Source organism: Nostoc sp. NZL, from assembly GCF_015714705.1.
Lineage (GTDB): Bacteria > Cyanobacteriota > Cyanobacteriia > Cyanobacteriales > Nostocaceae > Nostoc > Nostoc foliaceum_A.
The window spans coordinates 17,464-44,309 of the sequence record NZ_WBKL01000195.1 but is presented as its reverse complement, the minus strand read 5'-3'; the positions used below and the strand labels follow the sequence as shown (position 1 = coordinate 44,309).

The 26,846-nt window shown below is 41.4% G+C and carries 22 protein-coding genes; 9 read left to right on the top strand and 13 right to left on the bottom strand.

Translation table 11 applies throughout. The features are described 5' to 3' along the window. Positions 1–6 precede the first annotated feature (6 nt). The 5 genes from F8R90_RS28850 to F8R90_RS28830 all read right to left on the bottom strand — a co-directional run bounded on the left by F8R90_RS28850 (position 7) and on the right by F8R90_RS28830 (position 7,661). Positions 7–1,611, bottom strand: coding sequence for a serine/threonine-protein kinase (locus F8R90_RS28850; protein ID WP_196513492.1), 1,605 nt, complete (start codon positions 1,609–1,611; stop codon positions 7–9). 694 nt (positions 1,612–2,305) lie between these two features. Continuing rightward, on the bottom strand, positions 2,306–3,136 hold the full coding sequence (locus tag F8R90_RS28845) for a squalene/phytoene synthase family protein (protein ID WP_196513491.1): 831 nt from the start codon (positions 3,134–3,136) through the stop codon (positions 2,306–2,308). Positions 3,137–3,882: 746 nt separating this feature from the next. Beyond that, entirely contained in the window at positions 3,883–5,412 is a 1,530-nt protein-coding gene (locus tag F8R90_RS28840) for an FAD-dependent oxidoreductase (protein WP_196513490.1), read from the bottom strand. Positions 5,413–5,757: 345 nt separating this feature from the next. Continuing rightward, positions 5,758–6,081, bottom strand: a complete 324-nt coding sequence (locus tag F8R90_RS28835; protein ID WP_230967027.1) for a CFI-box-CTERM domain-containing protein — start codon at positions 6,079–6,081, stop codon at positions 5,758–5,760. A 413-nt stretch (positions 6,082–6,494) separates the two neighbouring features. Then, the gene (locus F8R90_RS28830; RefSeq protein WP_196513489.1) at positions 6,495–7,661 is read right to left on the bottom strand and encodes a baeRF3 domain-containing protein; all 1,167 of its coding nucleotides are present in this window, start codon (positions 7,659–7,661) and stop codon (positions 6,495–6,497) included. A 181-nt stretch (positions 7,662–7,842) separates the two neighbouring features. On the opposite strand from F8R90_RS28830, the gene F8R90_RS28825 reads away from it, so the two are divergent. After that, the gene (locus F8R90_RS28825) at positions 7,843–9,213 is read left to right on the top strand and encodes an IS4 family transposase (protein WP_196513488.1); all 1,371 of its coding nucleotides are present in this window, start codon (positions 7,843–7,845) and stop codon (positions 9,211–9,213) included. Positions 9,214–9,365: 152 nt separating this feature from the next. On the opposite strand, the gene F8R90_RS28820 is transcribed toward F8R90_RS28825, so the two are convergent. The 3 genes from F8R90_RS28820 to F8R90_RS28810 form a co-directional block, all read right to left on the bottom strand. After that, complete coding sequence (locus F8R90_RS28820) at positions 9,366–9,533, bottom strand: hypothetical protein (protein ID WP_196513487.1); 168 nt, start codon at positions 9,531–9,533, stop codon at positions 9,366–9,368. A 72-nt stretch (positions 9,534–9,605) separates the two neighbouring features. Next, on the bottom strand, positions 9,606–10,061 hold the full coding sequence (locus F8R90_RS28815) for an EVE domain-containing protein (RefSeq protein ID WP_196513486.1): 456 nt from the start codon (positions 10,059–10,061) through the stop codon (positions 9,606–9,608). A gap of 151 nt (positions 10,062–10,212) precedes the next feature. Then, positions 10,213–10,857, bottom strand: a complete 645-nt coding sequence (locus F8R90_RS28810; protein WP_196513485.1) for a class I SAM-dependent methyltransferase — start codon at positions 10,855–10,857, stop codon at positions 10,213–10,215. 128 nt (positions 10,858–10,985) lie between these two features. Here F8R90_RS28810 and F8R90_RS28805 point away from each other — a divergent pair, with 128 nt between their 5' ends. Beyond that, the gene (locus tag F8R90_RS28805; protein ID WP_196513484.1) at positions 10,986–12,644 is read left to right on the top strand and encodes an ArnT family glycosyltransferase; all 1,659 of its coding nucleotides are present in this window, start codon (positions 10,986–10,988) and stop codon (positions 12,642–12,644) included. A 77-nt stretch (positions 12,645–12,721) separates the two neighbouring features. After that, positions 12,722–13,189 (top strand): MarR family winged helix-turn-helix transcriptional regulator, encoded by a 468-nt coding sequence (locus F8R90_RS28800; protein WP_196513483.1) that lies wholly within the window; start codon positions 12,722–12,724, stop codon positions 13,187–13,189. Between the two features lie 77 nt (positions 13,190–13,266). Here F8R90_RS28800 and F8R90_RS33950 read toward each other — a convergent pair whose 3' ends face one another. Then, on the bottom strand, positions 13,267–13,377 hold the full coding sequence (locus F8R90_RS33950; RefSeq protein WP_442946767.1) for a hypothetical protein: 111 nt from the start codon (positions 13,375–13,377) through the stop codon (positions 13,267–13,269). A gap of 62 nt (positions 13,378–13,439) precedes the next feature. Between F8R90_RS33950 and F8R90_RS28795 the strand changes: the two genes are divergently transcribed. The 6 genes from F8R90_RS28795 (at position 13,440) to F8R90_RS28770 (ending at position 22,009) form a co-directional block, all read left to right on the top strand. After that, positions 13,440–14,243, top strand: coding sequence for a Uma2 family endonuclease (locus F8R90_RS28795; RefSeq protein ID WP_196513482.1), 804 nt, complete (start codon positions 13,440–13,442; stop codon positions 14,241–14,243). 78 nt (positions 14,244–14,321) lie between these two features. Continuing rightward, a complete protein-coding gene (locus F8R90_RS28790; protein ID WP_196513481.1) occupies positions 14,322–15,176 on the top strand; it encodes an HIT family protein in 855 nt (284 codons plus the stop codon). A 138-nt stretch (positions 15,177–15,314) separates the two neighbouring features. Continuing rightward, complete coding sequence (locus F8R90_RS28785; RefSeq protein ID WP_196513480.1) at positions 15,315–16,946, top strand: histidine kinase N-terminal 7TM domain-containing diguanylate cyclase; 1,632 nt, start codon at positions 15,315–15,317, stop codon at positions 16,944–16,946. A 763-nt stretch (positions 16,947–17,709) separates the two neighbouring features. Further along, the gene (gene serA / locus F8R90_RS28780; RefSeq protein ID WP_196513479.1) at positions 17,710–19,290 is read left to right on the top strand and encodes a phosphoglycerate dehydrogenase; all 1,581 of its coding nucleotides are present in this window, start codon (positions 17,710–17,712) and stop codon (positions 19,288–19,290) included. A gap of 98 nt (positions 19,291–19,388) precedes the next feature. Next, on the top strand, positions 19,389–20,309 hold the full coding sequence (gene prmA / locus F8R90_RS28775; RefSeq protein WP_196513478.1) for a 50S ribosomal protein L11 methyltransferase: 921 nt from the start codon (positions 19,389–19,391) through the stop codon (positions 20,307–20,309). Between the two features lie 395 nt (positions 20,310–20,704). After that, positions 20,705–22,009 carry a hypothetical protein gene (locus F8R90_RS28770; protein WP_196513477.1) on the top strand — a complete coding sequence of 435 codons (1,305 nt, stop codon included), beginning with the start codon at positions 20,705–20,707 and terminating at the stop codon, positions 22,007–22,009. 96 nt (positions 22,010–22,105) lie between these two features. Here the strand turns inward: F8R90_RS28770 and F8R90_RS33585 are convergent, their stop codons facing one another. The 4 genes from F8R90_RS33585 to glmS form a co-directional block, all read right to left on the bottom strand. Beyond that, positions 22,106–22,306, bottom strand: a complete 201-nt coding sequence (locus tag F8R90_RS33585; RefSeq protein ID WP_269141811.1) for a CHAT domain-containing protein — start codon at positions 22,304–22,306, stop codon at positions 22,106–22,108. Continuing rightward, positions 22,281–22,808 carry a CHAT domain-containing protein gene (locus tag F8R90_RS28765; protein WP_269141810.1) on the bottom strand — a complete coding sequence of 176 codons (528 nt, stop codon included), beginning with the start codon at positions 22,806–22,808 and terminating at the stop codon, positions 22,281–22,283. Before F8R90_RS28765 ends, F8R90_RS33585 begins: the two co-directional genes overlap by 26 nt. A 111-nt stretch (positions 22,809–22,919) precedes the next feature. After that, positions 22,920–24,593 (bottom strand): AIPR family protein, encoded by a 1,674-nt coding sequence (locus F8R90_RS28760; RefSeq protein ID WP_196513476.1) that lies wholly within the window; start codon positions 24,591–24,593, stop codon positions 22,920–22,922. A 264-nt stretch (positions 24,594–24,857) separates the two neighbouring features. After that, a complete protein-coding gene (gene glmS, locus F8R90_RS28755; protein ID WP_196513475.1) occupies positions 24,858–26,747 on the bottom strand; it encodes a glutamine--fructose-6-phosphate transaminase (isomerizing) in 1,890 nt (629 codons plus the stop codon). Between the last annotated feature and the right edge of the window lie 99 nt (positions 26,748–26,846).

The window sequence follows — 26,846 nt, the reverse complement described above, 5'->3', positions numbered from 1 at the left end:
TTCAACTTACAATAAGCCTCGTTTCCCATTAGGACGCACGGTCATCCAATTTGTTTTTGCTAGTGCTAGCTGCTCATCAGAAATTTTGGCATTGGTAAGATTGGCACCACACAGATTAGCTCCTCGGAGGTTAGCATTACTGAGATAAGCATTACTGAGGTCTGCGCCTCGCAGGTCTGCTCCTTCTAAATCAGCATGGTTAAAGTATGCTTTGCTCAAATTAGCATCCTTGAGATTTGCTTGAGTGAGACTGGCTCTGCCAAAGTCACTATTGTGGAGATTAGCTCCCTGGAGATTGGTTTTTTGCAATTGAGCGGAATGGAAATTTGTTTGGGATAAGTCAGCACCTTGCAGATTCAGCAAATTTAAATTGTGTAAGGCAAAATCCCGTCTTCCCTTCATATAGGCTGTTAATAAACCTTGGGTATCTAACTTACGCTCAATTTTAGAATTTTGAACTTGCGAACCATTGCTGTTGCTGTTAGCTAAAGTCGTTGATTTGCCCATCCCAGAACCGTGATGTAATCCAGCAGCTTCCGCTGCCTTGGCTCGTCTAGCACGAATTGCTGCCGCTACCTGTGCCACTCCTGCACTGGTAACAGCAGCAGAATGGTTGTTACATAAAACAGCAGAATTTTCCAAGTGGTTGTGTGTTCGCTCTTTAGCTCCGGTATCAGATTTAAGCAGTAAACCCTTTGCTAAACTTTCTAAGTATGGTTCTATTTCCAATGCTCTGAGAACTTCTGCCGCTGACTGATAGCGACTACGTACAGACACGTCTAACATTTTTCGCAATACATTGCTCAAGTGGTCACTCACTTGCACAAGCTGCTCCCACATCATCTCGCCAGTGTGGGGATTGTAATCTAAATCTTTAGGAGTTTTACTAGTCAGTAAATAAATGCATGTCACCCCCAGTGCATAGATATCACTGGCGTAGACTGGACGCATCGCCATTTGCTCTGGAGGTGCAAAACCAGGAGTGCCAATGGCATATGCAGTTAATGCTGTCTGCCCTGATTGACTTGTCGCACCTTGGCTGACTTGGTTTTTTACCGCACCAAAGTCGATGAGTACCATTCTGGCATCTTGAGTGCGGCGAATTAAGTTGGCTGGCTTGATATCACGGTGAATCACCTTTTGCTCATGGATATATTGCAATAGTGGCAGAACCTCGCTCAAAAATTGCTTGACTCCAGTTTCGCTCAAGATGCCGTTAAGTTTCACCTCCTCCTGCAATGTATCACCACTGATGTATTCTTGAACTAAGTAGAATTGTTCATGATCTTCAAAATAGTCTAACAATCTTGGTACTTGGGGATGATTGCCAATCTTACCTAGAGTTTTGGCTTCTCGCTCAAAGAGTTCTCTGGCCATCTGTAAAACGTGTGGGGCGCTTCCTGATGGGCGTAATTGCTTAATTACGCAACTCGGTTCTCCTGGTAAGCCTTGATCATGGGCTAAGAAGGTTGCTCCAAAGCCACCCTGACCTAATGGTTTGATCACCTGATAGCGATCGCGCAACAGTAGTTGCGAGCCACAAGACTGACACCTTTGGCTATATACCAAATTTTCTGGATTGGGACAGGTAGGATTTAAGCAGTAGCTCATGCACTGTCAACTCGCTGCACGAATAATCACGGGGAGTGTTATACTCCCTTTCAATTATTTAGATATTAATCAACTCTTGCAAGGTAATTTTTGCTGGAAATCCTTTGAAGAGTTTCTAAAGTTTAATTGATATTACGTAAAGCGATCGCCAAAACAAAATAATTTATTATACTTACGTTGCTCAAAACACTTAGTTTACTTTATACCATATACCAAATCGTAATAACACTCTCTTAAAGCTTGTTAGATGTGGTGTGCTGCTCTCCCGACTCGCTAAGGTAGTTCGGAATTGAGCAAGTCAGCTTTAATCTAGATTTTTGCATGATTGTATCTATAATCTTATTCTGGATAATTGGTATTTAAAAGTATTGGAGGGGCAGTGCCCAACGCCAGTTGCTCTATTTGGATAGAAGTCAAAGCGGCAACTTGGGCTGATAGCGCAGCGTTAACCGTGTTCGCTTAACCCTACTCAAAAGCTAGCTATGCGCAGCGTCTCGTAGAGAGCGTCTGGCTTTGCCAAGCAAGAGGGCGAACTGAACTTCTCCTTCTCTTCTCTACGAGACGCTGCGTCAACGGAGATGCTGCGCGATGGGAGAAGACCGCACTGACTCCCCTACAGAAAATAGCTGTAGGATTTTGGATGCCCAAATTTGGAGGCAATTTAGAATCATCTCCATTAGTCGTTAAGAGACTATTAGCTGGCTTTCATGTTCACACTAATCAGTTGTTCGATAAGTGCAAAAACATCACTGCGGCTGAGTTTCTCTTTACCATTAGCAAGGGCGTCAAGAGTTCCATTAGCTAAGGTTAAGGGAATTTGGCAAAAATCTAAGGCTGGACCGGTAGGAAGTTCTTTGGTATAAGCATCTGCCAGGGCTAAATTGCGCCGCGCATACTCTTGCATATTTGCTGCACTCCAACCCTCTGGGAAAAAGTCTACCCCACGCCCTAAATCCTCAGTATGGTTACGCAGGATATTAACCGCTTGTAAACCCCGACCAAACCCAATTGCCTGGGTACGGTTAGTTTGTGTTCCATCGTACCAATTCCATAAGTCCGATAGTAACAATCCCACTGCACCTGCAACCCCAAAGGTATAACGATCCAAATCAGATTCTGTATCAATTTCCCAGTTTCTTTCTGCCCAGTAAGCCATCCGGTCTGCCATTGCAGCAGTGGCATCCCAAATTCGAGGTGCAATGGTCTCTGGTGCTAGCAGCAACCATTCTCTAATCCTCACAGTGACTTCTTCTAAGGTATTCTCATACCCACTAAATCCTGCCAAGAAAGCATCTACAGCAAAGCCATCAACCCCTGCCTGTAATGTCAGGCTAATCGTTTTTAAGAGCTTTGCTTTAGTAGCGTTATCTAGTTCGGGATTATCTTCAATTTCATCAATGGCACGCATACACAAATATGCTGATGCTACTGCTTCTTGTAATCCTGGCGGTAAAAGACTAATTGGGATATAAAAAGTTCGGCTAGTTTCTTTGAGGATTTGCAATGCATCTCTACGTAAATTCATGTTTTCACTCCCCGATTGATTTTTGCACCACATGAAGTTTGCAGTTTTTTGATGATACTGGATATAGTTTTGACTAAACCTTAAAAACTATAGACTATAAGATACGTTAGTATTTAATCTAAAAATTAATAGTTTTTGGTGCTGCAATTAACAAAACTCTCAAATTTAACAAAGTCTAATCCAGTATATAGGCTTTTGGTCGCAAAAATGTGTAATATGCCGTTTAATATAGCTTTCATAAACATTTAGCGTATATATATATATAAATGCTAATATTTGGTTGATTGACGCGATTTTGTTCCATCAGCAAACATCCATTTTAGGGATTTGAAAGTGTTTTAAGTCTGCGTTAATCTGACTAACAAATTGTAATTATTGTATATATAAAGACAATCTAGGAAAAGCTGGTAACGAATAACAGTAACTGTACGCAGCTATTAGATGCGAACGGCGGCTTGTCGAAGAGTTAGGGTAAGTTAAATTGGACATAGAGGGCTGCGATGCCTAGGTTAGGCTACACCTACGCTTGATCGGTTACAGTGGGAACCTCCTTGCTGTTGAAGGTGACATAAAGTGACCATAAGAGAGAACAAGAAGTTCCCGTATATTTACGAGATTGACAATAAAAAAGTGGGCTGTTGGCCCACTCAATAAAATATTTATGAATATTTGACCTTTCACCGATCTCAATACATGGAAATTCAAGTAGTTGTTTCGAGTCAGGTTAAAGCTACAGTCTCCACTTTTTACTTGTTTTCCATTGGTGCCAGCCCATTAATTGCTGGGCCGTTGATTACCTTGCCCTGGGTATCAAACCGCGAACCGTGACATGGACAATCCCAGGTCTTTTCTGAGGAATTCCAGGCGACGATACAGTTGAGGTGAGTACAGATTGCAGAATGTTCGTGCAATATGCCGTTTTCATCTCGGTAAGCTGCGACTTTTGTCAAACCACGCCGCACTACTGCACCCGTACCGGGAGCAACTTTTTCAACGGAATCAACATCCCCTGGTGTCACCCACTCTAAATACTGGGCAGCAACGTTAAGATTCTCGGAGATAAAATCACCTACTCCACCAATTCTCACACGTGATGGATCATAAAGCTCTGTCCAGGTATTCTTTCGCCCTAAAATTAAGTCAGTTAGGAGTATTCCCGCGATCGTGCCGTGGGTCATTCCTATGCCTGTATCACCGGTGACGATGTAGACGTTTTCCTCATCAAAAGGATTTTTGCCAATGTAGGCAATACCATCATCAGAATTCATTACCTGACCCGACCAGCGAAATAAAACCTCTTGTACCATCGGGAAACGTTCTTGCGTCCAGGTTTGGAGTCTGGCATATCGTGAGGAGGCATCATCAGCTTGTCCGGTTTTGTGGTCTTCGCCACCAACAATTAATAGATCATATTGTTCGTCAATGCTTTGTAATCTTACGTAGTGGTAGGGGTCGAGAGTATCCCAATAAAGGGCTTTAGGAACAGAACCGCGAGGTACTTTTGCACCGATGACAAAAGTCATGTATGGAGCCTGTTTAAAGTGCATAGTAGCTAAATTACGGATGGGTGAGTTGGTTGCTACTACCACAGCATCAGCTGTCACAACTTTTCCACTGCTCGTCTCAACGCGGGCAGGTAAACCACCTTTGATTTTTTCTACATGCGTTCCAGTATAAATTCTACCGCCACGGCGTTGTATGGCTTCTGCAAGTCCAGCTAGATACTTTAGTGGGTCAAATTGCCCTTGTTGGGGAAAGCGTAGACATACTCCTGTATCAAAGCCAGTCAACGGCGCTTTTTTCACCATTTCAACATTAGTGAGTCCAACCCGGTGGACTGCTTCTAACTCGTGCTGAATCTCATCTATTGATTTGAGGTCTGGCGGAAAAAGATAGCCGTCAAGTCGTTCAAAATCACAGTTAATGTTTTCTTGGGTAGCGATCGCCTCTATAGTATTAATTGCTGTTGTATGACTTTGAGCAACAAGTTGTGCGCCCTCTTTACCGTGCATTTGCTCCAGTTCGTGGTAACGATAAGTCAAGACATTCGATAGATGTGCCGTTGTTCTTGCCGTTTGACCGCCACCAATAGGGCCATCATCCAGCACCACCACTGATTTACCTGCGCGGGTTAACATATAGGCAGTTGACATCCCTGCTATCCCAGCACCGACAACGCACACATCTGCATGAGTATTTTCGGTAAGCACGGGTTGATCTGGGACTTCTGCCGTTGTCATCCAAATAGAAATAGTTTTACCAGAGTCGTTTCGCATATTTTTTAGAGTCTCAAGCCTAATTTATTCTGCTGGAAAGAAGGTTATGGAGGTAAGAGCAATGGGAAAGTAAGAAGGAAAAATATTAAAACATTTTTTCTTCTGTGATTATGCCTTTATGTGTCTTTAGTCCGTGCCACAACTCAGCTAAAATGTCTATTCCAGCTTGTTATTGTATAAGCCTAGACTATTAATTGTAAATAATGTATCTGCATCATGATAGACATAAAAATATGCTTAATAGGAGATGAAATTGCCACATATTTGTATATTCTAAAAAATTAGATTATTTTCTAAATAATTTGACTCTGGAGCCGTCATATACTAGTGGCGATTGTTTTATTTCTACTCATCTGGTGCAGTAGGAGATAAATGGTTTTTATTAGGTAAGTAGTTAGCTAGATTACCCAATATAAACGTCATCATTTTTTTAACATTCAGGTGCTTTTTAATGTAGCTTGCAGCTATCGGGTCCAAACGATAATAATGACTAATAAATTTCCTCCCTAAGATGTTCTTAGTCAAATATTCATCCCTGAAGTAACGATATTTAATTACTTCTGGTGCATAGGGTGTACCGTAGGTGGCTGTGACAACGAAGCAACTGTCTGAAGAATTATTGGTGGGTTGATACTGGGGTTGATACTGCTGTTTCCTAGCAATCTCCATAGCTGCCTTTAAGCCCCCTTTTTAAGGGGGTTGGGGGATCTCTTGTGCGTAAGTCCTACCTAACTCTTGTTTAAGTGATTCGTTTGACAGGAGTCTACATTTCTAGCTTTTCATTTCAGAATCAAATCAAGATGAAATGTCGTTTTATATCAATGTTTGTTTACAATGCGATCGAGTAGGTAACTCAACACAACAGAGTGCGTTTGCGTAGCGTGCCGTAGGTAATCGCGGCAGGAAGCAGAGGGCAGTTTTCGGTAAGATCCAGCTGCCCTCTGTCCCCTGTCTTTCTTGATATATTAGAAAATCAACGCTCAAATCATCGCTATATCTACAATTGAAAAATTGGCTCTTATTTTTCTTTTACCAGAATGATTAAACAAAACTAAGACCATTATTAGAAACGTACTGACCCATTAATAGCGAAATACCGCAGCTAACGGTGTATCATCTGGCATATCTTCCGACTCAACCGCATAGACAATACCGCCATTCAAGATAGTCTGAGTTGCAGCCAAATCTAATAACTCTTCATCGTTAGGTTCTGCATTGGGATGCACCTGAACCGTTTGGGTATCTGAGTCAAAAGTACCCCACTGCTGCTGATTGAGAGCGACAATTAACTTGTCAACGCGTCCCTGAGAAGCCGCTGGAATAGTTTCGGTAATTTGGCTGGAGGCTTTTCCAGTTCCCAACAATTCCCTGTATTGAGCGATCGCCTCTTGCTGTGCTTGTAAAAAGTAAGGTTCTACTATTTCCCAGGCTTGGGTGTGTAATTCCTCTGCTGTCAGCAGTTCTGGATTGCCTGTTATACCAGCATCCATAAGATAAGCATAAGTATTTGCTTCTCGATAAATCGGCAAGAGATATTCGACTCCAGGCAGCACCAAAGGAGCGTGTTCCTCTTTTAGTAACTCCTGCAACGCCTCATTTACCCGATGAAAGTACAGGCTGAGATTTTCTTTTTCATCCTCATCACCAGCACCATGACCGTGAAATACAGTAACTCCACCAGGAGCGGCGCGTCTTCCACCTACTGCTCCTGGAGTGCCTGTATGGGAAGGGGTTTGCCGTTCTGGCTCCTCAAACCGCAATACTTCTTCCAAACTTGGCAACACACCAGTCAGATCAATCTCTTCAATGTGATGGTGCGTACCTTCTAATAGGCGAATCAGATGATGGCTGAGAGCAAGAACATAGAAATGTCCATCGCTATTAAAGAGGGGAAATAGAGGTTTAAGGTAAAAACGGTCACTAACAATTGCTAATTCTGCAAAATCTATGGGTAGAGAATAATACCGCAACAAGTCCTGGGAGCGGAAGATTGCTAAACCATCACTTTGATGCTGCCAAAATTCATACTCATCTAGTTCTTTGACTGGTTCGAGTAAGTTGTTAGCATCTTCAGAACGGCAACCATGTTCAATCAGGCGTTCTTCAGCTTCCCGAATTAAATTCCTAAACCGGATTGGGTTCTGTTGCGTGTCTGACCCTGCATGGTAAGTTGGTAGAAAAATCGATACACAAATAGTTCTAGGTTGCTTTGCCAGTTTTTCGAGTTCCGCTATAGATAGTAATTTCATTCGCTTACCTCCTGTTTATAGAGCTACGGTGTACACACAAGTCGAAGTAAACTACTAAGGGAAGGGATTTGAGGGGACAAACGAGAGTGGAAAATCCAATCAGAATTCATGCTCAACTCTGGAAAAGAAAAGCATTTGGCGACCCAAGGTTGATAAAAAGGGGGCAGCATTGTACGAAGCAATGGGAAAACATCAATCAGTCAGCGTCCGTCAAATAAGTAGAAACAGAGCAGAACAAGTAGCCTACTACCGCTTTTTGGAGAATGAGAACGTGACAGTAGGGGAATTAATCCGAAGTCTCAGCGACCACTGCATATTGCAGGTAGAAAGAAAACATGTATTAGCAATAAGTGATACTAGCGAAATTAATTTGCAGTCTCATGTAGGCAGGTTGAAAGCAGAGGGTGTAGGTGTAGTCGGAAACAACACAGATGTAGGATTTTATATTCACCCAACCCTAATATTGGATGCAGAAAATGGATTTCCCTTGGGGATAAGCACAGTACAACTGTGGACTAGAGACATCAACCATGCGGATAAGCACGAACGAAAGTACCAGAAATTGCCGATATTTGAGAAGGAATCATATAAGTGGCTGCGTTCGGCAACGGATACTCAGCAATGTTTAAGTGCTGGTGATGCCAAAGTGGTGACTCATATCGCCGATGCCTACGGCGGGCTACGCCTACGAGAAAGCGATTTATATGAGGAATTTGCGACTGTCCCAAATAAAAACAATCATGTATTGGTAAGAGCGCGTCAAGACCGTCGCCTTGCAGGACAGACTCAATCGCTTTATACGTATTTAAACCAACAGCCTAGCGAGGGAACTTATACCGTGGATGTCCCTGCAGATTCCCGTATCGGTAGAACCGCAAGAGAGGCATTATTAATCGTTCGCCGTGCGATGGTGAAAATTCAACGTCCAGATAAATTGGGTGCTTTAGATTATCCCGCCAGTGTGACACTTTACGCAGTCGAAGCTGTTGAAGTCAACCCACCAAAAGGCCAAGAACCGATTCATTGGCGATTGCTAACCACCCACCAAGTCGTTTGTTTTGAACTTGCACTCTGTGTAATTAGATGGTACACATGGCGCTGGCGAATTGAACAACTGTTTGCCACTCTCAAAACTGCCGGATTAAATATTGAGGCGACCCAATTAGAGTCTATTGCTGCCATCCAGCGATTAACGGTTTTGGCTTTGTCCGTTGCTGTACGAATTTTACAACTGATTCAGGGACGGGATAATCCTAATTTGCCTGCAACTGTTGCCTTTTCCGATGAGCAACAGCAATGCTTGTCTACGATGCCTGCGGCGGGCTACGCCTACGCACCCACGTTAGAGGGAAAAACTCGACTTCAACAAAATCCCTATCCTCCTCAAACCCTTGCTTGGGCTACTTGGATTATTGCTCGACTTGGTGGTTGGTCTGGTTATAGGTCTCAAAAACCTCCGGGAATTACTACTTTAATTCGTGGACTTTATCAATTTGAATCCACCTTTCTTGGCTGGAAACTTGCTCTAGGTCTACTTGTGTGTACACCGTAGGTTTATAGAGGGGGAGCCACAAAAACTCCTATTTTCCTCATAACACTCAAACTCCTTGATTGGGTCTAATTCTGAGTTCGATGAATATAGTTATAGACATAACAATATGAGGAACTCGTGAAGAAAACTTATCTTCACCGTGACTTTTACCCTTAAGTATGGAAACATCGAAATAGTAAGGGTTTTAAGCCACGATAAATTCTCAACAATTTATCAACTAGAGAATAGGATTTTGGTTTAGGGGGAAGCGATCGCTCTTTGGAAAAAAGATAACGGTAAAAGTCAGGTTTTGCTTCTGTTCGGGTGTCATCATCAGTCACCTTGCACCTAGTTTTTCTGACTTCATTTTCTCTCAGTCTTAAAACTGGGATGCTCCCTTAGTAATATTTCAACTAGGAGGTTTTCATCGCCAGAATCTTCAGGGCTACTGCTTCAGGGACGGGCATCACCGATAAACGATTACCTTGTCTCACCAACATAAACTCTTCCGCGCTAAACTTCTCTTTGAGTATTGATAGCAAGATAGGGTTAGAAAAAGTCTCAACAAATTCCACTACAACAGTTTGCCAGCGAGGTGATTTGGAACTTGATTTTGGGTCGTAATATTTACTTTCTGGCTCAAACTGGGTCGGGTCAGCAATATCTTTTTGTACCACACGCATTAACCCAGCAATACCGGGAGGATTAGTGTTTGAGTGGTAGAAAAAAGCTAAGTCTCCTTCATCCATTTGGCGCAAAAAGTTGCGAGCTTGATAGTTGCGAACACCGTCCCAGATAGTCTCGCTCTGCTGTTGAAGGTCAGCAATGCTATAGGCTTCTGGTTCTGATTTCATTAGCCAATAATTCATCTACAGAAATTATGTATATACAAAAGCATTCTAATTCTGAGCAGGTAAATAATTTCGTAGTAAGGACTTTAGTCCTTATTTTCTAAGCACTAAAGTCCTTACTACAAGCCCTCTTGCACTAGCTTAGACATTGTACTAGTGAATATTTGACTTAACTGCGGTAAGCTGTAACAGCATAAAATGGATCTCCTCCAGCTGCACCCAACCACTGTAAGATATTCGGTAATGTTGACTTATGAGCTATAACTTCTGCGGTTGTAAATCCTGGAACTGATGCGAAGTAAGCTTTGACTAATTCCACTCGCTGTGATTCTGAAGCCTCCCGCCAAGCTTGAATCGCCTTTTCAAAAAACATTCGGTTAGAAAAACTGATAATTGCAACACCACCGGGTTTCAGAATGCGATAAATTTCGGAAAATACTGCTTCTGGATATTGCACATACTGCACAGATACACAATTGAGAACAGCATCAAAATCTTCATCTGGTAAAGGTAGCTGCGGTTTTTCGTTAAGATTTTGTACAAAGTAATGATTTAAGCGGGGATTACGTGCTAATTCCTCAGCATTGAGTCCGTGTCCTTCCACATGGTCAAACTCCATCTCTTCTGGCAGATGAGACACCAAGCTGCTCATCATATCAAAAATGCGGGTGTTGGGTTTCAGGCGATCGCGATACAAATCCATTAGCTGTTGAATAAATCCTTCATCTACATGGGTGACGAAGCGGGGATAAGCATAGAACAGCTTATCGTCTGTGTCGTCTAATTTTAGGCGTTGATTCGGTCTTAACTGCATAAATCTCTGTTTTGGAGTACTTTTTTTGAAAATTGCGGCAATTTTAGATATTTTTTCACAAACACTATGTAACATATTTTAATAACAGCAGGATACCTAAATAGCAGTATTCAATTTTTATCAATTCAATGTTATATAAACTACACTTCTTGCAGCATATTTGGCGACAAATCCGCCTAGTCGCATCATTACCCTATTTTAGTTTGTTACTTTGGATACTGCCCTTATTACTATTTACTGCTGGACATAATAGCCTGATGGCACATGATGAAGGGCTTTACGCATCACGTGCCCGTCTGATGTTTGATTCTGGTAATTGGATAGCTCCTTGGGAAAGAGCACATCATAAAACTCCTGGCCCTTATTGGTTAATTGCCAGTTTTTACAAGCTGTTTGGTATCAGTGATACTAGTGCGCGTCTTCCTAGTATGATTGCTGGCATTTTTAGCTTGTGGCTGGTGTATGAAATTGGCAAAATTATGCTAGGCAAAAAATTAGGTTGGCTAGCTGCTGCAATTTTAAGTGTAGAATTTCTCTGGCTGCAATATTCTCGCTTAAGTACACCTGATGGGCCAATGATTTTCTTGGTACTTTTAGCTATTTTGTCTTTAATAAAAACAGAATTATATCCTAAATCTCGCTATTTTTGGAGTTTTCTAGCTGGTTTAAGTTTAGGTTTAGGCTTCTTAGTCAGAAGCTTTATGATTTTTTTGCCAATAATAGCTTTATTACCTTATTTCATTTGGGAACATCGCCGTCATCGTCATCTTACTAACCCAATTTTATATTTAGGCTTTTTCGTAGGTTTAATACCTACTTGTATTTGGCTGTGGTTAAGCTGGCTGCACTACGGAAGCCAAAGTTTTGAGGAGTTACTCAAGTTTGTTGTACAACTAGGTTCTGAAGAACGGGAGTCTAATGGGCTACTATTCTATGTCTGGAATATTCCTGTAAAAGCATTTCCTTGGGCTTTTTTCGGACTTATAGGTTTATTTTTAACTCTCCGTCGTCCCATTCCTCGTTACCAGTTAATATTAGTTGGCTTTCCACTTGTTTTATTTGTAGAAATTAGTATTTTTAGCACTCGTTTATCTCACTATAGTCTTTGCCTTTATCCGTTCATCGCTTTGTTTGCATCTGTGGGTTTAAACTGGCTAGGCAATATTTACCAGACAGGAATTCCCCCACAATTCCCTCTTCAAAAAGGTAAAGTAAATGCATTAAATCTTTTTGCAAAGAAGAATCTTCCCCGAAACCTCAGTTATGGCTTGGGTGGATTAGGTGTTTTACTTGTTATAGCGAGTATTGGCATTTTTAGTTGGGGTAGTTCTGATATCCGCAAGTATGCAAGTATTGGTTTGGCTATGGGCTTGGGTTGGTTAATTTTACCTGTGGTGTGGATTGCTCGTTACCACTTTGACAAAAAGTTTCTCACAGCGCGTTATTGGATTGCAGGTTGGTTAATTCCCTGTTGGCTGGCTTTGGCGGCTATAGGTAGCATTGGTCTGTTAAGTGACTATAACTCTGGGTTAAAAACTTTTTTACAACAAAGTGCGATCGCTTCAATTCTCCAATCTCATCCTACCTATTATGTGGATATAGACGCTAAAACCAAAGTACTGCTTAATTTCTATCTTCCTACTCGTCCCCAACCAGTAGCCTCTATTTCCCAAGTACCAGCTTTGAGCTATGCTTGGATCTATGCTGACCAGTCCTCTAAATTATCTCGACCTCACCGCATTATCGGTACAGTCAAAGAGTCCCAGTTGATTCAAGTTCTTCCCTAAGATAGATATAAAGCAACTATTGCTAAAAAAAATCGTTCTAGTTATGATAATAGTACGTATACTAAGCATTTTGCTAAATGGTTTCTACATCTAATCCCTCCCCAGCTTTAGATTCGTGGCAGCAAAATCTGGCACCATACAATTTGGGCTACAGAATCAAATTAGTCTCACAACTGCTCAGTCGCAAGTTTACTGAAAGGCTAGAACCGTTTGGACTTACACCATTTCACTGGTTGGTATTGTGCTGTTTGTGGCAAGAAGATGGTTTACCCACTTCTAGTATTGGTGACAAACTCAAACAAGTGGGAGGGACTTTAACAGGCGTACTAGATCGGATGGAAGAACGCGGCTTGGTGCGTCGAGAACGTGACAGTCACGATCGCCGCATCTGGCGAATTTGGTTAACGGATGCAGGTAAGGAACTAGAAGCTGTCTTACCACCAATCGCCGCAGCCGTTCGTGATGAGGCCATGGACGGTATTTCCTTTGCTGACCGGGAACTGTTTTCCCAAATCTTGAATCGGGCGATCGCTAACCTCTCCTAAAGATAATGCCACAATCACCCAACCGGGAGAAGTGCTGTAAAGATTTGTTTTGAGACAATATTACGCATGCTAAGGAATTAAGTATTTTTTTCCGGAAATATTACGCATTCTAAACTATCTAACTTCAGATTGCCGTAGCGTTCACGAATAGTTTCTAAATATTGCCGTAAATTAAAATCCTTGGGAATATCAGAGTTTTCTTTTAAAGTCTATAACTAATATACTGTGCATGGATATTAGGAGTAATTTTATGGTTCTACAAGTTAACCCCATCCAAAAAGAACCAATTGTTACTTGGGAAGCACTTCCAGCCGACTTCATTTTACCTGACGATCCAGTGGAAAATATTCAACAACCTGCGATCGCTGCTGCGCTTACCGATGCTTTGGGAAGCACAGGACGCATCCAACCTCAAATGCTGATTGGCTCTAATTTTGGACTTGTAGCCACAGTCAACAAAAAAATTGTCGTTAAAGCCCCTGATTGGTTTTACGTTCCTCAAGTGCAGTCTGTAGGAACAAATGTAGTTCGTCGCAGCTATACCCCTAATTTAGAAGGCGCGGCTGTAGCTGTGGTGATGGAATTTCTCTCAGACACAGAAGGTGGAGAACTATCAGTCCGCTCAACTCCACCCTACGGTAAACTCTATTATTACGAAAAGATTCTCCAAGTTCCAACCTACGTAACCTACGACCCTTACGAACCAAGTATAGAACTACGATGCTTGCAAAATGGGCAATATACTTTGCAGCAAGCAGACGCTAATGGACGCTACTGGATTCCTGAGTTAAAGTTATTTCTCGGAATTTGGCAAGGTGAAAGATTATGTCAAACTATGAATTGGCTGCGCTGGTGGGATACAGAAGGAAATTTGCTGTTGTGGAGCAGCGAACAAGCCCAACAAGAACGCCAACGCGCTGAACAAGAAAGCCAGCGTGCTGAACAGGAACGGCAACGCGCTGAACAGGAAAGCCAACGTGCTGAACAAGAACGCCAACGCGCTGATATATTAGCAGCTAAGTTACGTGAGCTGGGTGTTGACCCTGATGCGTAGGCGTAGCCCGTCGTAGACATCGCATAACCTAAAGAAATGCTGGGAATAATAATTTTGGGACATCAGCACCAAAATTCTATGAAACAGCAAAAAAATCAATTCAGCCATCTCACTGCGATCGAAAGAAGTTATCTGTCATATCCTGCACAGCTTTTATTAAATCAAAACCTTCTCCAAGGCAAAATACTAGACTTTGGTTGTGGCTTTGGTAATGATGTTAAAATATTGCGCCAAAAAGGTTGTGATATTACAGGCTATGACCCTTATTATTTTCCAGAATATCCTGATAATAAATTTGATACAATAATTTGCTTCTATGTTTTAAATGTTTTATTTACCGAAGAGCAAACGAATGTTCTCATGGAAGTATCACACTTATTAAAACCAGGAGGCAAAGCTTATTATGCTGTAAGAAGGGATATCAAAAGGGAAGGTTTTCGAGAGCATTATGTCCACAAAAAACCTACCTATCAGTGTCTTGTAAAACTTCCCTTTACTTCAATTTGCTTCGATGAACATCGGGAAGTATATGAATATGTCCACTATAACCATCAGCGAAATTCATCTAATTATTGTATATTTTGTAATCCCCATAAAAATCTAAAATTATTAGCTGAATCAGCAACGGCTTATGCTATTTTTGATGGCTATCCAATAAGTAAAGGACATGTTTTGGTTATTCCCAAACGTCATGTTAGCAGTTATTTTGAATTACCATTAAAAGAACAATCTGCTTGCTGGTTTATGGTGAACAAGGTACAAAAAATTCTTAAAGCAGAATTTGAACCTGATGGCTTTAATATAGGAATGAATATCAATCGAGCCGCTGGTCAAAATATTATGCACGCCAGTATTCATATCATCCCTCGTTACAAAGGTGATACTGTCTCTACTAAAAGTGGAATCAGGAACGTTATTCCTAAAAAGCAATAGTTTTTCTGTAAAAATTCAGGAATCATAATTCTGCTGTAACTTAACCGCTTTCAAGTGATTATTAAAATTGCTGGAACCTCATGACTTGCTCAAACTTATCTCATAAGGTTGAGATCATCTCTTAAGTGCTTCGTTACCATGCATTTTCAGTACAACCTTTACTTTGTTATTCTGAGCGTTACTGTAATCATCTCAATTACTGTTGCGTTTGCAGCTTGGCAGCGTCGCTCAATTTCTTTGGCTAGCAAGCCTTTCATTTCGATGATGCTAGCGATCGCAGGATACGCTACAGTTGCAGCAATGGAAGCAGCAGCAATTATCCTCCGAGAAAAAATATTTTGGTCAAAGCTGGAATATGTCGGCTCAGGCTGTGTAATTACGCTCTTCCTCATATTTGCAATGCACTTCACAAATAAAAATCGTTGGTTAACGCCTCGAAATACAGCGTTGCTATGGGCTATTCCTACCTTCAATGTAATTTTGGTAGCAACAAACGAATGGCATGGTTTAGTCTGGTCTGGCTTTTTGCCAGATCCCAAAGGAACTAATTTTGTGATTTATCAACATAATCTTGGTTTTTTTTGGATCATGACCTGTGTTTACGTCTACACGCTTACAGGGGTAGTAATGCTTATTCAGAAAGCCTTAGTGCCATCAGTTTTGTATCGTCGGCAGTCAAGCATGGCATTAGTCGGCGCAGTATTACCAATATTAGGCGCTAGCTTGTATATGCTCCGCCTTACTCCTCCTGGTCTAAATATTACTCCCATGAGCTTTATGCTGGCCGGACTGTTCTATTTTGTTAGCCTGTCTCGCTTCCAAATGTTTGACCTCGTTCCTGTCGCTAGAGACACGTTGATTGAAAATATGAGTGACGGTGTGATGGTGTTGGATGCCAAGAACCGGATTATTGACTTTAATCCGGCGCTAAAACGACTGATTGGAGTAAAAAAGCAGTATATTGGACAACCTGCTGCTCAAGTTCTGGCACAATGGACAGAAATCGTCAGGCTTTACCATACTTATGAAAGCGTCAAAACAGAGATATTCATAGATTCGGTAACTCCTTGTTATGTAGAGCTACTTATTACCTCATTACACAATGAGCGCAAGCAGTTAACGGGCCGTTTGCTTGTTTTGCGTGACATTACCCAACGTTATCAGGCTGAATCCGAACTGCGACAGGCGAATGAATATTTGCAAAAACAGGTACTCGAAATTAAAACCTTACAGGTTCAGTTACGAGAACAAGCTATGCGGGACGGACTGACAGGCTTGTTTAATCGGCGTTATTTTGACGAGATATTTCCACAAGAACTAGTACGAGCAACGCGGGATTCTGGTAGAGTTGCCTTGATAATTATGGATATCGATTATTTTAAAAATATTAATGATACATTCGGTCATCAAGTTGGCGATGCCTGCGGCGGGCATAGCCTACGCGTAATTCAGGCATTTGCAGACATTCTTCGCAACTATAGTGACTCTCCAAACATTGTGTGCAGATATGGTGGTGAGGAGTTTGTATTGGTTTTACCTGGTCTGACACAAGAGAAAGCGTTTCAGCACGCCGAAAAAATCCGGTTATCGTTTCAAGCTTCACTGTTGGAATCTGGAGGTAAAGAAATAGATACAACGGTTTCGGGTGGAGTGGGCATGTTTCCAGATCATGGAAAAACCAGTGATGAGTTATTGCTAGTAGTGGATAAAGCGTTATATGCTGCTAAATTAGATAGGCGCAATTGTATCAAGTGCGTACAATCTAATTGATGAGATGTAGAAATTTCAACAATCATTGATGAAAAATACATAAATTTAAAAAACCTAAGTTTTCGGTTTTGTTGAAAATATTGCAAAATATTTCAGTTAACCCAGATTATCTGGATCTATTCCCAGCGCTCTTAATTGTTCTGTCAATTGTTACACTTTTTGTGCTGCTTGGTGAGCGTGTTATGTTTCTTGTTTTATTTGTTCTGCGGGCGTAAGATACTGTTGTCCTTGCTCATCATACCAATACATCCATTATCGTGTTACACCGCAATAATTTATCCTTTCACAATCCAATTATCTTGATGATGCAATGTTTTACTTTGACTAAGGGATACCACTTGTGGTATTGAGAAACAGCCAAGATTTGACAGATATAATAGTCACTAGCTCGTTTCCTGGTTGTGCAAAGCATTGCTTTAGCTAAAGTTGCAGCCCAGTCAAGAATCCAGGCATTTCTATGTCATCAAGGAAGCTGCTTAAGCTGATACAATTTTGGTAACTCTTAACTATTAATAAATATATAAGTGCTTAGTGCTATTAATGCTTTATATTTAGCGACAGGGTGGTACAAACAGCCACTCATCTTCAAATACTTAGGAGGCAGCATCCACTGGGAGCAACTCACGCTCCGATACCATCAGCACGTAGCGGAAGTAAAGGTTAAGTTGATATTAAAACGAATAATTTTTGCTGAATTGCGACAGATAAAGACTAAACTAAAAAGTCCTGTGCAGCAAAACCTGTAGCTTTAAATGAAGTAATCATGTCTAAGGTTCTTGTCTCCGATTCTATTGACCAAGCTGGAATTGACATTCTTTCGCAAGTTGCTACCGTTGATGTCAAAATAGGTCTAAAACCAGCAGAACTGATCGAAATTATTGGTGAGTATGACGCGCTGATGATTCGTTCTAGTACGCGCGTCACCCAAGAAATTATTGAAGCCGGCACCCAGCTAAAAATCATTGGTCGTGCTGGTGTGGGTGTGGATAATGTGGATGTTCCCGCTGCCACCCGTCGGGGAATTGTCGTAGTCAATTCTCCAGAGGGAAATACAATTGCTGCGGCTGAACACGCGCTAGCGATGATTTTGGCTTTATCTCGCCACATCCCCGATGCTAACGCTTCGGTGAAACGCGGTGCGTGGGATCGCAATAGTTTTGTCGGCGCGGAAGTCTACAAAAAAACTCTCGGCGTTGTCGGTTTGGGTAAAATTGGCTCCCATGTTGCGGCTGTAGCTAAGACAATGGGGATGAAACTCCTAGCTTATGACCCTTTTATTTCCACAGAACGAGCCGAACAAATTGGCTGTCAGTTAGTTGAGCTAGATTTACTCTTCCAGCAAGCAGACTATATCACCCTACACATCCCCAAAACCCCAGAAACTACCCACTTAATCAATGCCACAACTCTGGCAAAGATGAAACCCACAGCCCGGATTGTCAACTGCGCTCGTGGTGGGATAATTGATGAAGTAGCTTTAGCAGCAGCTTTGAAAGCGGGTAAAATCGGCGGTGCAGCCTTGGATGTGTTCGAGTCAGAACCACTGGGTGAATCTGAATTGCGATCGCTAGGTAAGGAAGTTATCCTCACTCCCCACTTGGGAGCCTCTACCGCAGAAGCTCAAGTGAATGTGGCTATTGATGTTGCCGAACAAATCCGGGATGTAATTTTAGGACTACCAGCTCGTTCAGCCGTCAACATTCCCGGACTCGGCCCCGATGTGTTGGAAGAACTCAAACCTTACATGCAACTAGCAGAAACTCTAGGTAATCTAGTAGGACAGCTAGCTGGCGGACGGGTGGAAGTACTCAATATTCGACTACAAGGGGAACTAGCGACAAACAAAAGTCAGCCTTTGATTGTAGCTGCCCTAAAAGGTTTACTTTACCAAGCTTTGCGGGAACGAGTAAATTACGTAAATGCCAGCATAGAAGCCAAAGAACGCGGAATTCGGGTGATTGAAACCCGTGATGCTTCCATTCGAGACTATGCCGGCACACTGCATCTAGAAGCCACGGGTACTTTAGGTACTCATTCTGTTACCGGCGCTTTGTTGGGTGAACGGGAAATCCACCTAACTGATGTTGACGGTTTCCCGATTAACGTCCCTCCCAGCAAATATATGCTGTTTACCCTGCACCGCGATATGCCAGGGATTATCGGCAAACTCGGTTCTCTACTCGGCAGTTTCAATGTGAATATTGCCAGTATGCAAGTAGGTCGTAAAATCGTCCGTGGTGATGCCGTAATGGCTTTGAGTATAGATGACCCTTTACCTGAGGGCATTTTGGATGAAATTATAAAAGTCCCTGGTATTCGGGACGCTTATACAGTAACACTTTAGGATTCAGGAGTCAGGAACCAGGAGTCAGAAGAAATAATTCTCCTGACTCCTGAATTCTGACTCCTGTTAGCGCAGCGGGGCGTAGCCCATTCTGAATTATGGCAAACACTTGGTGGGAACTACAGATTTTATGTGAGCCAGACCTAGAAGATTCGATCTTTTGGCGACTGGAAGATTTTGGCTGTCGGGGAACAGCAAGTGAAAACAAAGGAAATTCATCTTTAGTCAGGGCTTACTTATCGACAATTCAAACACAGCTACTAGATTTGGCAGCGCTATCGCTGTGGCTGCGCCAAGATGCCCTCTGTGTAGGAGCTTCATCTCCCTCACTGCAATGGCAGTTAATTGATGAGGAAGATTGGGCGACTAGCTGGAAACAATATTGGCATCCCCAAGAAATAGGCGATCGCTTTCTAATTAACCCCGCGTGGCTACCATCACCAGAAACAACCGAACGGTTAGTGATTCGTCTTGACCCTGGTGTAGCATTTGGTACGGGCAACCATGCCACCACTCAACTATGTTTGGAATCTTTGGAAATGCGGCTGAGTGAAGTTCCTCAGTCATTTGTGGGTACTAGTGGCAAACATGAACATCTGGTAATTGCGGATATTGGCTGCGGTTCTGGTATCCTTTCCATTGGAGCGCTGCTACTGGGGGCAGAGAAAGTCTATGCAGTAGATAATGACCCTTTGGCGGTGCAATCAACTATCAGTAATGGTGCCCTGAACGATATTAATCCAGAACGTTTACTACCAGCACTCGGAAGTGTAGACGTTTTGACAAAACTGCTTGAGAAACCAGTAGATGGTATCGTTTGCAATATTTTGGCTCATGTAATTATTGATTTGGTTCCAGAAATGAGTGCGATCGCTAAACCTGACACTTGGGCTATCTTCAGTGGTATCTTACTAGAACAATCTAAAGCTGTTGCTGATGCCTTAGAAGAAAATGGTTGGGTGGTTGCAACCCTGTGGAAACGAAAAGAATGGTGTTGCTTGAATGTACGGCGTTCTTAACCGACGCAAAACTGTAGGCTGTAGGGGCAATATTTTGCGGGTACTCCGTTAGAGAACTCGTAGAGTAGCCTCTCCGTGTATACATAAATTGCCCCTACTAGTCTGTCAATAAAAATCTGAGGGATGAATCAATTTTTCAATTTCTCTTTTTTTCTCTTCCTTTGCGTCCTTCTCCCAAGGGGAGACGCTAACGCGAACGTGGTTCGTTCCTTTAACCCTCAAAACTAAGTTGACAGAATACTACCTGAAAATGAAGGTTTCAGCTATGGTTTGCGTCAGTCTTGTAGAAAAAATGGATGATACGTTTTAACAGTATTCGACTTAAGTATAAGTAATCAAGCAATGTGAAGTGACATAATATATAGATTACCCACTATTGACTTTTGAAATCAGCGATGAAAGAACGGCTACAAATCCACAAAAAAGCTGACTCATCCGCTTCTAAGTCAGAGCAAGGTCAGTTGCAATCGCACCTGTTAACTACTCACTTTCAACTTAGCTCCAACAAGCCTATAGTACAGGCAAAAGTAGAGAATCAGAAATTTCAACAGTATCAGTTTGAGGCCACAAAACTCCAAATCCAAGCCAAGCATGGCACTATTACCCCAGAGGGACAGGAACGACTCACTGTATTACAGGCAAAGATGAATGAGTCGTTACAGCAAGGAAAGGAACACTCTTCCCAGTTTGGTCATAACCTGAGCAAAATGGCGATAAAACGTGCTGATAGTGGGTCAATTGCACAAATGCAACCCCTTCGGGAACTATCAATACAGCCAAAACTCACTATTGGTCAACCAGGAGATCAGTATGAGCAAGAAGCGGATAGAGTAGCTACTTCTGTAGTCAACCAAATTAATCCACCTACTCTGCAAACCCAGGAAGGAAAGCAGACTACCCTAGCAGGTAGCAGAAACGACCAAGCAAGCTCTGAAGAAATATTAGCAGCAAATAACTCAGCAGACAAAAAACAAAAATTTTTACAAGAGTACTCACTAGCCAAAACACTAGTAAATGGCATAGACGATACATTACCAGAAGATAAAATACTGGAACAACTATTCAAAAATTTTGGAAATATTCAATTTCAATACACAATGGTGAGCAAGAGTCAAGAAACTCTATTAAAAGGCTCTCCAGAAGGAGATTGCCAGACATTAGCACGGGCTTTTAAAAAAGTTGCAGAAGAATATTTTGGCATCGATAAAATAACAGTTGAAAGCATCGCCAAACCTTTTTTAACTGAAGCTGGAGTTACACCATACCAAGGTAAAAAACCAAATTGTGATGATGATAAGCGCTGGTTTTTCCAAAACCATTATTGGGCTAGCTGGAATGGAAAGGTTTACGATGTTTTATTCCTCAGCCATAAACGAACTGAAGCAGATATGGCAAAACAGGTGCAACCACTTACATCTATGTTGATGCCTGAGCAAGAGTACTATGAAACAGAAAAAGGAAAAGTTGTATATCCAATTGTCAATAAGTACTCAACTGTAGAAATTGGGATATTTGAGAAACTGAAAAACTTTGTTAATAATCTTGGTAGGTTTTTCTCCGACAATATGAGTGCGATAATAAATAAAATTCAGTCTTTGTTTGCCAAAGGTGGAAACAATACTAGTGGTTTTGATTCTTTAATGAGAGAACTAGAAAACGAAAAAACTAGTACTGTGATCTCAAACAATCAAAATCAATAATTCCAGACCTTGATGGTATCGTTAATTGGGTGCGATCGCACTCTATTTCATATTGAGTTGGTAATATAGAGCGATCGCCTGACGCTCAAAACCAATTCACTTATCCATCGATGTCCAATCACCATAAGGTATAAACGCAGCCCAGTAGTAGGGATGCTGATACTTCTCACCCTTTAACATCTCTAATTGAGTTTGGCGCAGTGAAGCACTACGCCCCTGATTATCTAGCAATTTTTTGTAGTAAGCAACCATCAACTGTTCAGTAGCATCATCATCTACTTTCCACAGCATCATCATCTACTTTCCACAAACTAATCATTTGGCTTTCAGAGCCAGCAATTACCAAAGCGCGACGCAAACCATAAATGCCTTCGCCCGCAGAAATGTTCCCCAAACCTGTCTCGCAGGCAGATAGTACAACTAGTTTTGTACCGACTAGATTTAGTGCAGTTGTTTCCAGCGCAGTAAGAATGCCATCTTCGCCGCCACTTTGACGCGGTTTTAAGCCAGCAAAAACTAATCCTGATAGGAGTAAAGGATTATCATCAAGTGTGGTTTTCTCTTTGTTTGCTGGGGCATTTTCAAAAAAACCATGCGTGGCGATATGCAGAATTCTGGGGCTTTTAACTTGTTTAACAGCACCTTCAGTAGCTTTAGTATCTGTCAAAGGCTTGACTTTTAAGAGAATCGAAATTGCTGTAGCTTCTTTAGCAGTACCTGCTAGAGGAGAAAATGTTCTCTGCGACAGGTCAATAGAGGGGGTATTTTTTGCATCAATACTATTACCATTCTGTCTCAAATTACACTTCCTTCTCCTGTTCCTCTCCTAGCATTTCTAAAATTTCCTTGAAGAATAGGAAAAGCCTCATTTGTACCAACTCGAATTACTGGGACTCCTACAGTATTGTCCTCAATTTAAAATTTTTTCCACAATTCCCTGGCATTTTGTGACATTTCTGAAGATATTTGCCGGATAGGAAGTTGGAAATAGGTTGCTACTTTCACTCATAATACTACCCAAGAACTTTGAGGTCATAGATTGAATATCATCAATTTGTACTGGGGTTAAATCAGATGATATGCTAAAAAAATTCTCTGGTAAGGCTTTGTAAACTAGGTGTAGTATGAGACGATTACTATGAGTAGCAAATAACTTTTCTCTTCCATCTCGTTGTTTTTGTACTTCTGATAATTTATTCTCTACTACTCTTAAGATTTGAACTAATTTCCAAAGGTTAGAACCATTTACTGATCTATTAAAGAGAGTTTTGTATGGAGGTTTTTCTATATCTTCCCATAAAACACCAATTTTATCTTTAACTCGCGTGGCGAAAGAAACCTCATTCTGTTTGCACGCTCGACTAATCGTAGCTTCATTTAAATCAAAACCTTTTTCTCCGTCTGGGATTGATTCACCTGACTTATAAGTATAAATAATTCCTTCTAAGTGAAGTTCATTTTTTATTCTTTCTTGCTCTGGATCGAGAGCTACAAATTCTCGACGATCAATTCGGTTCTGAGTATTGTTGAATCGAGTAATTTCTGTAGCAAATTCTTCAGGGCAATTTTCTAAGGAGATAAAACGAATAAGAACTCTTGCTTTTTCAACCTGCTCAGGAGAATTTTGATATGCTCTTGCTATCGAGCCAACAGTCTGAGCGCCATTAACTACTTTGACATCTTTACATTCAAATATGCCCGTGTCTCTTCCACTACCGCCAAGCGGTTTTTTCCCAATACTAGAACACAAAGCTGTTATGCCATTGTTATAATACCAAAATTTTTCCGGCTCTTTTTTTAGTGTATTGATAATACCTTCATTAACTTCACTATCTTTTACAAAAAGCCTAATATTTGAAGAGAACAATTTAGGAGAATGTTTAGTCCACCAATCAGCTACTTCTCTAGCAGACACTTGCCCATAATATGATTGATAGGGTTCTTTTGTTTGTCCCCACTCAAACAGACAAACATCTAAATTTATAGGATTGCCAGATGCTCCTTGAGATATTATGTTATATATATTTGCCTGGTTATAAACTCTCATACTAACAATATCTGATGAATCGTTCATCTCACCTAATAGATCATCCAATTCTCTTTTTGGTTCATCTGCTAAGGGAGTTTGACCTGAATAGACAAGAATTATTTCAAATCTTGTTCCTGCGTCATTCAGCGCTTCTTCAATATCTGGAGTTTTATTATTAAATTTTGAGTTGAATCTGTCATATCTAGCATTTACCAAGTCTTTAAAACCTCTAGTAAATTTCATTACCTCATCTGTTTTAACACTACCTTTACTGTCTTGTTTCCATTTGGACTGTAATACATACATTATTTTTTCTCGCCTGTCAAAATAAAGCGAATCTATTCCATTATCCTGTCCACCATCAACTATCGATTTTGATGCTTCTTGAGGAGAGATATCAGCTAAAACCATCAAAGTAAATGCAGCTAGACTTCTTGTTAAGAAAATTAACTCTCTGTCTGTTTCAGATTTATTTTGATAATCTGATAAGTCAATCAAACCATTAAATGTTTTTTGAAGGTATGACTTTATTTGACGTAAGCGGATTTCACTCATAATGTTGGTAGATGTAATTAACTCGGATGTTATCGGCTCAAGTTTTTACAGACTTGTCTGTAATATAAAGACGTTGTAAAAATATACATTCGGGTTTTTGCGATCACATTTGGATAATTTTACCCTTTACTGCAAATCCAGCGAATACTTACTTAAGTATTAATAAATATATTATACTTATAATCATTGCCATAAAAATGGCTTCTGCAAGCCATAGAACTTCTTCAGAAGCCATTATACATTAATTTTAAGTATAAAATTATACTACTCCACGGTAACACTTTTAGCAAGGTTACGAGGCTGATCGACATCCAAACCGCGACGGGCGGCAATATGATAAGCCAATAATTGCAAAGGAACTACTGTCAGAATTGGAGAAAGTAATTCTTCCACATGAGAGACGGGAAGAAGATCGTTAAAAATTTCCGCAGCTTCGCCATCGTTGACGGGAGTAACGCCAATTAACCGAGAATCTCTAGCTTTGGCTTCTTGAGCATTAGAAATAACTTTTTCGTACACACTACCAGGAATTGCGATCGCAACTACAGGTACTTTCGCATCTAATAGTGCGATCGGGCCATGTTTCATCTCTCCAGCCGGATACCCTTCGGCGTGAATATAGCTGATTTCTTTTAATTTCAACGCCCCTTCCAAAGCAATAGGAAAGTTAATTCCCCTACCTATAAAAATGAAATCTTGGGTTTCAGCAAATTCGTGGGCTAGCTGTTCAGTTAAACGTTCCTGACTTTCTAAAGTTGCCTCAATTTCTTTGGGAATCTGCCGCAACCCATTAATAATTTTCTCTAAAATGTCTTTTGAAACTGTCTGACGACGAGCTGCTAAATCCAATGCCAAAGCATAAAATGCCATCAGTTGGGCGGTAAAAGTTTTTGTCGCCGCTACCCCAATTTCAATTCCCGCTAGGGTACTGATGATATGCGGTACCATATCACCAAGGCTGCTTTCGGGGCGATTAGTAATGCCTAGTAGTCGCGCTTGATATTTCGGTTCTTTTCCTTGGCGACGTTCTTTTTCCATCGCCAAAGCTGCTAGGGTATCAGCGGTTTCGCCTGATTGGGTAACACCAATGATCAACGTGTTAGCCGTTAGGGGTGATGGTGCATAGCGATACTCAGAAGCGTAATGTACCTGAGTTGAAATTCCTGCTAATTGTTCGATTAAATATTTTCCGATTAATGCTGCGTGCCAACTGGTACCACAGGCGAGGATTTGAATTTGTTCTAAATCGGTGTATAAATCCGCAGCTAAACCAAGATTGATTGGTGATTCTATAGATTCGGCTGGATTAAAGTATGCTTCTAAACTAGCTCTTACTACCCCTGGTTGCTCATGAATTTCTTTGAGCATGAAGTGTTTGAATCCCTGCTTTTCTACCATTGCAGGATTGAAGTTGAGTAGCCGGGGTTGTTTTTTCAGCCTGTCGCCAGCAAAATTGTAAATCTCAACGCCCAAAGGTGTGAGACGGGCAATTTCGCCATTTTCTAAAGGTAGCACTGCACGGGTGTAGGCAACGATCGCAGGCGTGTCAGATGCACAAAAGAACTCCCCTTGACCAAAACCAATTACCAAAGGTGCTTGTTGGCGAACAACAATCAATTCATCGGGGTAGTCAGCAGAAATAACTGCAAGTGCAAACGCCCCGCGCAAGTGGTTAACGGCTTGACGAATTGCCTCTAGGAAGGGAGATGAGGCAGATGAAGGAGAAGAGGGGGGAAGATCCTTTAAAAATTCGGCTATGAGATGGGGAATGACTTCGGTATCGGTTTCAGAGCGAAATTCGTGTCCTTTTACTTTGAGTTCCTCGCGTAATTCGCGATAATTTTCGATAATGCCATTTTGCACTACCGCCACTCGCTTTGCCGTATCCAAATGGGGATGGGCGTTGTACTCTTCTGGTTTACCATGAGTTGCCCAGCGTGTGTGACCAATACCAATTTGAGCGGGAGTTTCTATTAGTTCCAGTTTAGAACGCAGGTTATGCAGTTTGCCCTTTGCCCGCACACAATTAATCTCACCTTCCCAAACAGTGGCAATTCCAGCCGAATCGTAGCCCCTGTACTCTAGTTTTTCCAGCCCAGCTAGTAAAATGTCTGTCGCCGCTTGAGTGCCTATATATCCAACGATTCCGCACATTGTTCACACCACTTTTTTTCAGGATGATTAAATCCAGTATAGTGTTCACCACAAACTCGACGTTTCACAAAGAAAAAAGGGAGTAATTGACTCCCTCTA